Here is a 2,566-nt window from a genome sequence, read left to right as displayed (position 1 = left end):
TCCAGTCGGGTAGGATTGGTGCTGCTCAGAGAGTCAGCCCTGATCCCCCCGCCGAACCGCACGTGCAGCTTTCACTGCATGCGGCTCTCCGCTGCGATAATACCATCCATATTCCGGCTATCGGGCAGGCGTCCCCGGTGAGTGTCGGCGTGACACAGATCGCATAGGACTTTCGTCCTGCGCGCCCGTGCGGCCTTCATCATCGTGACGAACCCACTATGCGCAACATCGGCAAGCCCTTCTACGTGATGAACATGACAAGGCCGGTCCGTCCGCCCGCACGCCGCGCATTGCTTGGCGTTCTGGCGATCGACCCAGTCAGTCCGTGAGTGCGAGTAGATTTGCGTCCAAGGCGGAATATCCACCTTGGCCGGGTCCACCCGATCACGTTTCAGATCCATCAGCTTCCAGACCTTGACCGACCGAGGCTGGCCGTCGACGACGTAGCCGACGCTATATTCCTGCCCCGACCTCATGCGGGCGGCGACGACACGCACGCTACTTTTGTGCTTGCTCGCCAAGGTCTTGAACATGCTCCAACGCTGAATGAACTCAAGCCGGTTGAGCTTGAATTTCACGTCTCTTGCAAGAGCGTAGTAGTTCGCAAACCCCCGCAGTTCGGCGTTGTAGGCAAGGACGATTTCGACATCGCTACAGCTTAGGAGAGCGTTCCGGTGGCTGGCCTTCAACACGGCCATGTCACCATATCCCTTCCTCGAGGCGAACCCGAACACCTTCTCCCACGGCACGTTGAGTTGCATTACCTCCGAAGGGGGCCTGCGGCTGAAGTGCTGCGAGCCAAGCTGGCTCCGCACCGTCCACTGGCGTCCCGTGTAGGTTCGCACCTCATAACCGAGGAAGGCGGCGCCGTCGCTCGCCTTGCGGATACCGCTTTTCTCCTCGGACACGCTCAGCGCCAGCGCGTTGGTCAGGAAAGCCCCAACCTCGGCGAAGACCTGTCGCGCATCTTCCTTGCTACCGATCACACCAATGAGGAAATCATCGGCATAGCGGCAATAGCGGAGTCGGCGATATCCGGCGTCCAAGCCATCTCGCGACGGCAACGTACGCATCTGTTTCGACATGATGTCGATCTTGGCCAGAACAGCCTTGATCGTCACCTCGTCGACGTTGTCGCGGGCTTGAAGACTTTTGAGCCGCTTTCGCTGTTTCGCGATGCGTGCTGCCAATCTCCGGTACTCCGGATTCATGGCGCGGGTCTTGCCCTTCTCGAAGGCGGCAATCCGGCCTGCGACGAACTCATCGAGCTCATGCAGGTAGATGTTTGCCAAGATCGGGGAGACGATCCCGCCTTGCGGAGTGCCGCTGTAGGTCGGGGTGTTCACCCGTCCCTCCATGACGCCCGCCTTCAGCATGTCGCCGATCAGGCCAACGAACTTTTCGTCGTCGATCCGTTTCCGCAACAGCGTGAGCAGAACGTCATGGTCGATGTTATCGAAGAATCCAGCGACATCCACATCAACAAGCCACTTCACGCCCGTCCAGACGGCTTTTACATGTTCAAGTGCCGTGTGACACGATCTCCCCGGTCGAAATCCATGCGAGGCGTTCGAGAACACCGGTTCATAGATCTTTTCGAGAAGTTGGCGCGCCACCTCCTGGACGAGACGGTCGTCGCGCGTGGGTATACCAAGCGGACGCCGCTTTCCCTTGCCTTTCGGGATAAACACCCGACGCACTGGTCTCGGCTTATAGGCTCCGGTCGTCACGCTCGCGATCAACGGATCGAGGTCCTCGGGACCGAAGTCCGCGAAGGTCTCGCCATCGACGCCCGGCGTCATCGCTCCCCGATTGGAGGCGATCTTGCTGAGTCCCTGCTCCCAAAGAAGCCGAGACCCCATCAGACGATGAAGCCCATTCACCCGTTTGCCCGACGCTGCCAGCGTCGGAATGGCCTCCAACCGGGCCATCACAGTTTCAGGTAGCATCAGCACACCCCATGATTTGCGGTTGAAGTATCGCAACTGCCGCCCTTCTCCCGGTGGTCCCCGTTTTCGGCCCGGTCGCCCGTTCCTTATGCGGATGCACCGTCTCCCCGAATGGGGGAGCTGTCCCGGGCATTACCCCGGGCATTTGAATACTATGGCGGCTCCGTACCCATGCAGGTCGGCCGAAGCCGCCTGTTTAGGGCATCCCGTAGTTACACTGATCGGAGATACGACGCGGTTAGGTGTCCCGTTCATCCACTGAACCCCTCGACGAGAGGCGCGCCGGACGGGCTGAGGAGCAAAGGGCCAAGACATGAGACCCTTGCCATCGTCCGGAACTGGCGTGTCAGTCGCTTTCGCCAGAATCGCTATATAGATCGCTGCAGACTGGGATTTAAGCAGTATAGCCTTCACCGTGCGCGTCTTGCCCTGACCGGCATCGCCCCCTTACGACTGGGACGCATTCGGCCTTACTCCAAGCATGCTATTGTCCCCCGTCCGTTTCCGGATTTCAGGTCTTTCGGACCCGAGGTTAGCTTGGCGGGCAGAGGTTTCCTCAACTTACCTCATCATTACTGATACTCCTTTCAGCGCCACAACGGCGCACTGTCCTTGTA

The 2,566-nt window shown here is 59.5% G+C and carries 1 protein-coding gene; it reads right to left on the bottom strand.

Annotation, left to right across the window (positions count from 1 at the left end):
• Nucleotides 1-71: 71 nt before the first annotated feature.
• Complete coding sequence (locus LQ220_RS24705; RefSeq protein WP_216313996.1) at nucleotides 72-1,949, bottom strand: reverse transcriptase domain-containing protein; 1,878 nt, start codon at nucleotides 1,947-1,949, stop codon at nucleotides 72-74.
• Nucleotides 1,950-2,566: the final 617 nt, after the last annotated feature.

The sequence above is a fragment of the Sphingobium sp. CECT 9361 genome, assembly GCF_918741285.1.
Lineage (GTDB): Bacteria > Pseudomonadota > Alphaproteobacteria > Sphingomonadales > Sphingomonadaceae > Sphingobium.
This window is presented reverse-complemented; position numbering and strand designations above follow the sequence as displayed.

Coding starts and splice junctions, on each gene's coding strand:
- LQ220_RS24705 (WP_216313996.1), bottom strand. CDS start 1,949: ATGCTACCTGAAACTGTGATGGCCCGGTTGGAGGCCATTCCGACGCTG.